Source organism: Cupriavidus sp. HPC(L) (assembly GCF_000307735.3).
In the GTDB taxonomy this organism is placed as follows: Bacteria; Pseudomonadota; Gammaproteobacteria; order Burkholderiales; family Burkholderiaceae; genus Cupriavidus.
In genome coordinates this window covers 1-6,850 of the sequence record NZ_AMPR02000165.1, presented here as the reverse complement: position 1 = coordinate 6,850, position 6,850 = coordinate 1, and the positions used below count along the sequence as shown (strand labels likewise).

6 protein-coding genes are annotated in these 6,850 nt (G+C 70.7%); 1 reads left to right on the top strand and 5 read right to left on the bottom strand.

Features of this window, described 5'->3' with window-relative positions; all coding sequences use genetic code 11:
* On the bottom strand, positions 1-993 hold a 993-nt coding region (locus B551_RS11295; protein WP_023264106.1), incomplete at its 3' end, for an ABC transporter substrate-binding protein.
* Between the two features lie 40 nt (positions 994-1,033).
* The gene (locus tag B551_RS11290) at positions 1,034-3,199 is read right to left on the bottom strand and encodes a TonB-dependent siderophore receptor (RefSeq protein WP_083492575.1); all 2,166 of its coding nucleotides are present in this window, start codon (positions 3,197-3,199) and stop codon (positions 1,034-1,036) included.
* A gap of 176 nt (positions 3,200-3,375) precedes the next feature.
* Here B551_RS11290 and B551_RS11285 point away from each other — a divergent pair, with 176 nt between their 5' ends.
* Positions 3,376-3,786: a Fur family transcriptional regulator gene (locus tag B551_RS11285; protein WP_006579736.1), complete on the top strand. Its 411-nt coding sequence runs from the start codon at positions 3,376-3,378 to the stop codon at positions 3,784-3,786.
* Positions 3,787-3,888: 102 nt separating this feature from the next.
* Here the strand turns inward: B551_RS11285 and B551_RS11280 are convergent, their stop codons facing one another.
* The 3 genes from B551_RS11280 to B551_RS11270 form a co-directional block, all read right to left on the bottom strand.
* Complete coding sequence (locus B551_RS11280) at positions 3,889-4,629, bottom strand: GntR family transcriptional regulator (protein ID WP_043438956.1); 741 nt, start codon at positions 4,627-4,629, stop codon at positions 3,889-3,891.
* Between the two features lie 175 nt (positions 4,630-4,804).
* Positions 4,805-5,818: a tripartite tricarboxylate transporter substrate binding protein gene (locus B551_RS11275; protein ID WP_006579738.1), complete on the bottom strand. Its 1,014-nt coding sequence runs from the start codon at positions 5,816-5,818 to the stop codon at positions 4,805-4,807.
* A gap of 90 nt (positions 5,819-5,908) precedes the next feature.
* The coding region (locus tag B551_RS11270) for an Ldh family oxidoreductase (protein ID WP_023264103.1) at positions 5,909-6,850 on the bottom strand (942 nt) is incomplete at its 5' end.

Sequence of the window (6,850 nt, the reverse complement as noted above, 5' to 3'; positions counted from 1 at the left end):
CTCTCGCAGCACCGCCTGCGCGATGCCGCGCCGGTCCAGTGCCAGCGACAGCGCCTGCCGCGCGCGCGGATCGGCGAGCAGCGGATGGCGGGCATTGAGCTTCAGCGCGGTGGTGCGCGGGATCGGCTGCTGCAGCACGCGGACCGCGTCGCCGCGCCGCAGCCGCGCGACGCTGCCGGGATCGAGGCCGTAGGCCAGTTCGGCCTGGCCCGCCTCGGCCATCAGCGCGCGCATCTCGGCGCGTCCGACCGCCAGATAGCTGGCCCGGCGCACCGCCGGGACTGGCCCCTGCCAGCCATCGAAAGCCGCCACCGAGAAGCGCTGCGGCGGCTCCAACGTGACGATGCGGTACGGGCCCGAGCCGACGATCGCGCGGACCGCGCCGTCGGCGCCAAAGGACGCGGGCGCGAGGATCTGCGTGCTGCTGTGCGACAGCAGCGCCGGCAGCGCGGGAAACGGTTGGTGCAAACGGATCCGGACGACCGCGCCAGGCTCGGTGTCGATCGCGGCGTCGGTCGCGGCATCGGTCGCGACATCGGTCGCGACATCAATCGCGGCGATCGGCGCCTGGCCGAGGACGCCGGCCGGATGCAGCGCGCGCCGCAGCGCCTGCACGACGTCGGCCGCGCGCACCGGCGAGCCGTCATGAAAGCGCGCGCCCTGGCGCAACGCAAAGCGCCAAACCAGCCCGTCGCCGGACACCTGCCAGCGCGACGCCAGTCCGGCGACGGGCCGGGCTTGGGCGTCATAGTCGACCAGCGTCTCGGCGACGTGCATGCGAGCGAACAGATAGCCGCCGCGCAGCGGATCCAGGCTCGACAGCTCCCACGGGCCGATCACGCGCACGGTGCGGTCGGCTGCGGCTCTCTTGTCCGCGTCCGTGTCCGTCCCCTTGCCTTGCGCCAGCGCCGGCGACAGCAGCGCGACGGCGCCGGCTCCCAGCAGGCGCCGGCGGCGTGGCGACCGCGGCGAATCCGGTGAATCGGCTGGCATCGATGCAGGCGGGGGCATGGCAGCGGACCGTTTCATCGCGTCAATAGCTGAGCCGCAGCCCGAGCCGGACCGTGCGCCCCGCTCCCGGCGCGATCCACAGCGCGCTGTAGGAACTGGCGTAGTAGTCCCGGTCGAACAGGTTGTGCACGTTCAGCGTCAGCCGGGCCTGCTTGCTGAGCTGCCAGTAGGCGAGCAGATCGACCAGCGTGTACGACGGCAGCGTGAAGCTGTCCGCTGCGTCCCCCGAGCGCTTGCCGACGTAGCGCACGCCGGCGCCGAGCCCATAGCGTTGCCCGACCGGCGCCGCATCCTCGTAGACCGCCAGCGCGCTGGCGCTGGTGCGCGGAATATTGCGCAGCGGCGTGCCGGCCGGCAGCCGGGTATCGGCGGTGATCTCGGCATCGGTCAGCGCGACGCTGCCCGACACGCGCCAATGCTGGCCGAGGCGGCCCGCCACATCGAGTTCGAGGCCGCGGCTGCGCGCCTCGCCTGCGGTGGTCGAGAACGAGGGATCGGCCGGATCGGCGGTCAGCACATTGCGCTTGTGGATCGTGAACGCGCTCAGCGTCGCGCCGAGGCGGCGATCGTCGGTCTCGAACTTCAGGCCCGCCTCGACCGCGCGGCCGCGCTCGGGCGTGAAGGGCTCGCCGGCGGCGTTGCTGCCCGGGTTGGGGCGGAAGGAGCGGCTGGCGTTGGCGAACAGCGTCACGTTGTTGCTGGCCAGATAGGCGAGGCCCAGCCGCGGCGACACCGCGGTCTGGTCCTGCTCGACGCGCGTGCCGCGCAGGCGGTTGTCCAGCGTCTGCCGGTACGAATCGACGCGCAGCCCGCCCAGCAGGCGCCAGCGCTCGCCAAAGGCGATCTGGTCCTGCGCGTACAGGCCGAGATTGGTCTGTCGCTCGTGCGTATCGGTGTTCGGCAGCAGCGGCGGCGGCGTCGATCCGTAGACCGGCTCGTAGATGTCGATCGGATATGGCGTCGCGGCGGTGGGATTGCCGCGCAGCTGCACCTGGCTGCTGCTGAAGCGATAGGCGTCCAGGCCCACCAGCAGCTTGTGCGACAGCGCGCCGGTGTCGAAGCGGCCGGTCAGGTCAGCCTGCAGCGCGGTGTCGTCTGACTGGTAGTTGCGGTATCGCCGCTGGCGCCGCAGCGTGCGGTCGTCGGCGGCCAGCGCGAAGGGCTCGGTCGAATATCCTTCCAGCGAGCCGCCGCGATAGGCCAGCGACAGCCGGCCCTTCCACGCGGGGGAGAACTGATGCTCGACGCCGAGCTGGTGCGACTGGCTGTCCAGGCGGATATCGCCGTCGGCCGGCTCGCCGAGGAACGTCTTGCGGCCCATCGCGTCGAGTCGGCCGTCGACCGCGACGATGCCGCGGTCCAGCGGCGTCGAGAAGCGCTGCCATTCGCCGGCGTACTGGACCACCGTATCGGCGCCGAGCGTCCACGTCAGCGAGGGCGCCAGCAGATAGCGCTGGCTGTCGACGAAGGCACGCTGGCTGCCCTGATGGTCGCCCACCGCGATCAGGCGGCCGGCGACGTTCTCGCCCAGCGGCCCGGTGACATCCGCGGCGACACGATAACGGTCGCGATTGCCGACTTCCAGCTCGTAGTTCTGCGCCGGCTTGAACTGCGGCTGCTTCGTGACCAGGTTCAGCGTGCCGCCCGGCTCGCCGCTGCCGTACAGCGACGAGGTGGGGCCCTTGAGCACCTCGACGCGCTCGATGGTGGCGACGTCGCGCGGCGCGGTGAAGCCGCGGTTGGCGACGAAGCCGTTGACCAGGTAGCCGGTGCCGGTGTTTTCGTTGCCGGCGAAGCCGCGCACCGCGAAGTTGTCCCACAGGCCGCCGAAGCTGTCCTGGCGCGCGATGCCGCTGACATAGTCGAAGGTCTGCTCGAGCCGGGTCGCGCCGATATCGTCGATCATCGCGCGCGGCACCACGCGCACCGCCTGCGGGACTTCGCGCAGCGGCGTGTCGGTGCGCGTCGCGCCGCTGGCTTCATCCGGGTTGTACGATGCGGCGCCGGACGTCACCACCGCGACCTCGGGCAGCACGGCCTCCTCCCGCTCCGCGGCCTCGGTGGGTTCGGCGAGCGCGGCAGCGGCGAACAGCGCGGCGGCAAGCGGCGACAGCGGATGAACCGCGCGCAAGGGTCGCGCAGCGCGGCGCGCGGGTACCCGCGCGGGCGATGAAATCGGCGTGGACATGTGGACGAAGAGTGAGCGAAGACAGGCGGTCACCGCCACCGTCATGCCGTACCGCGTGTGCGGGCCGGCAATGGAAGCCGCAGGCAACGACAATAGCGGCGACAATACGGGCTGCGGCGACGCTGCCGAGCGACGGCGCGCCTTATTGAGAACGAATTTTCATTATCATTCTAGCTATGGAACGCATGACCCGTCAACGCGAGGCCGTGCTGGGCGCGCTGCGCGAGGCCGCCCGGCCGCTGAGTCCTGCCGAGATCCTGGCCGCCGCGCAGCGCACGGTGCCGACGCTTGGACTCGCGACGGTCTACCGCAATATCCGCGCCATGCTGCAGGAAGGTGGCCTGGTGGCGGTGCCGCTGCCGGGACAGGCGGACCGCTACGAGGTCGCGGACGAACCTGACGCGGTCGTGCACAAGCACTACTTCCAGTGCCTGAGCTGCGACCGCGTGTTTCCGCTGGAAGGGTGCCCCGGGCACCTGGAAGAGATCACGCCGCCGGGCTTCGTCGTCGAGCAGCACGAGCTGACGCTGCGCGGCCGCTGCATCGAATGCGCGACGAAGAAGGCGGGGAAACGGCGGGCAAGCTGATACGAAGGGATGTCGTCGTCCCCGCGAACGCGGGGACCCAGTGGCATTCAAAGTCGCTGGGTTCCCGCATGCGCGGGAATGACGACGCGAGCGGCGACGGAGTTACGGCTGCGAGATCGCGAACTCGTGCGCGGTGGTGTCGAGCCGCGAGACGCGGCGCTCGACGCGCCGGTCGTGATAGGACGAGGCGATCCGCGTGATCTGCAGCAGCGGACCGCCCACCGGCACCGGCAGCAGCCGATGGTCGTCCTCGTCGGCCAGCACCGCGCGCAGGCGCTCCTCGGTGCGGATCACGTTGATGCCGAAGGCGTCCTGATAGAAGTTGTACAGCGTGTTGGGACGCTCGCGCAGCATCGTCTCGGTCAGCCCGTCGAACAGCGCCTCGGGCACCGTGATCGCATCGGTCATCATCGGCCTGCCGTCCAGCGACAGCACGTTGATGAAATGGAAGACCCGCTCGCCCGGCGCGATGCCGAGCGCCAGTGCCTCTTCCTTGCTGGCCTTGCCGCGCCGGAATTTCGCCAGCCGCACGCTGGGAAACGCGCGATGCCCGTCCTCGCGCACCACGCGGAAGAAGCGGAAGAAGTGATCCTCCTGGCGGTGGGTCGCGACGAAGGTGCCGCGCCCCTGATGGCGGATCATGATGTTCTCCGCCACCAGTTCGTCGATCGCCTTGCGCAGCGTGCCGATCGACACGCCGAAGCGCTCCACCAGCTTGCGTTCGGCCGGAATCGCCTCGCCCGGCTTCCACTCGCCGGCGGCCAGCGCCGCCAGGATCGCCCGCTTGACGTCCTTGTACAGCACGCCGCCGATTGCCGCGCCTGCTTCGAATTCTGCGCCCACCTTCAACGATCTCCCTGACGGATGGATTGGCACGATGCCGGTTCCGGACCGCCGCCGGCTGCGCGGCGTCGGAACGGAACGTCTATATAACATGGATGACTGCCGCCGCCCGCGCCCGCCGTGTCGAAGATCGTCTCGAACCCTGGGCTTCGCGCCCTGGCCCGCGCGCTGGGATCTACTCGGCGCGGATGCCCTTCTGGTCGATCAGCCTCGCCCAGCGCGCGACCTCGCCCTGGAAGTAGTCGGTAAAGGGCGCGCTCGCCTGTGGAGCGGGCGAGAAGCCGGCCGCCACGATGCGGTCACGCACCGACTTGACCTCGACCATCTTCGCCACCGCGGTGCCGACCTTGTCGATCACCGGCTTTGGCGTGCCGGCCGGCATCATCAGGCCGGTCCAGTTCTCGACCAGCAGGTCCGGGAAGCCGACTTCGCCAACCGTCGGCACATCGGGCAGCAGCGGATGGCGGTCGCGCGTGGTCACCGCCAGCGCGCGCAGCTTGCCGCCCTTGACGTAGGCCAGCGACTCGGGGAAGTTGGAGAACACCACGTCGATCTGCCCGCCGATCAGGTCCGTCATCGACGGTGCACCACCCTTGTACGGCACGTGCGTCAATTTGGTGCCGGTCAGGCTCTCGAACAGGGCAAGCGTCAGGTGCGGCGGCGTGCCGTTGCCGCTGGAACCGGCATTGAGCTTGCCCTTGCGCGCCGCCTCGACCAGGTCCTTCATCGACTGGATCGGCGAGTTGGCCGGCACCACCACGGTCATCGGCGACGAGGCGATCCGCGCCACCGGCACCAGGTCTTTCTGCATGTTGAAGGGCAGCTTCGGAAACAGCGTGACGTTGGACGCGTGCGTCAGCGTGACGGCCAGCCAGGTGTAGCCGTCGGCAGGCGCCTTGGCCACCTGGTCGGCGCCGATATTGGCGTTGCCGCCCGGCTTGTTGTCGATGACGATCGGCTTGCCCCATTCCTCCGACAGCTGATGGCCGACCATGCGCGCCATGATGTCGGTCAGGCCGCCGGGGGCGAACGGCACCACGTAGCGGATCGGCTTGCTCGGATAGTCGGCGGGCCCCTGGGCCGCCGCAGGGGCAGCCGCGGTAATGGCGGTGACGGCGGTGATGGCGGACAAGGCAACGGACAACGCGGCCACATGCCGCAGCATGGTGCGAATCAACGGGCGATGCATGGTTTGTCTCCTTTGTTTGCCGCCATCCGTACTTTGCGGACCTCGGCGTATTGGGGGGCCGGCGCGGAGGCCGGCCCGAGCTGACGCTTGCTAGGCCGGACTACCCTCCCCGGCCAGCGCCTCCAGTTCGGCCAGCAGCGCGGCGGGCACGGCAATGCCCTCGCGGCTGGCGCGTTGTTGCGATGCCTCGCGGCGGGCGCCCGGCAGGCGCGTGCCCGGGTCGGCCAACATCGCCGCCAGCAGCGCCTCGACGCGATCGTGGTAGACCTGCTCGCCGCTGAACGCGGCCGGATCCAGCACCAGGAAGACCTGGCCGATGCGCGGCCGGCCGCCGGCGTCCTCGAAGAAGGAATCGGCCTCCGCGCCGAACTGCGCGCCGGCCAGCGACATCACCAGCAGCTCGACCAGCAGCGCCAGCATCGCGCCCTTGACGCCGCCGGCGGGCAGCATCGAGCCGCGCAGCGCGGCCGCCGCGTCGGTGGTCGGCTGGCCGGCTTCGTCGAGCGCCCAGCCCAACGGGATCGGCTGACCGGCCTTGGCGGCGACCATGATCTTGCCGCGCGCGACCTCCGACAGCGACAGGTCGATCACCACCGGCGCGGCGCCGCGGCGCGGAAACACCGCGGCGATCGGATTGGTGCCGAACAGCGGCTTGCGCCCGCCCCAGGCCGGCATCGCGGCCGGCGAGTTGCCGAGCGCGATGCCGATCATGCCGGCGGCGGCGACGGGCTCCAGATGCGAGGCGGCGGCGCCGAAGTGATGGCTGTTGGTGACCGCGGCCACGCTGACGCCGAGCTCACGCGCGCGCACGATCGCCTGCTCGATCGCCATCGCGCAGGCCGGGAAGGCGAAGCCGCAGCGGGCGTCGACCAACAGCGCGGCACGCTTTTCGTCGTTGCGCGTCTGCAGCACGGGCACCGCCGCGCCATCGACGCGATCGCGCCGCAGGTGCGCGACATACATCGGCACCCGCGACACGCCGTGCGAGGCGAGGCCCGCCGCATCGGCGCGCACCAGCGCCGCCGCGGTGGC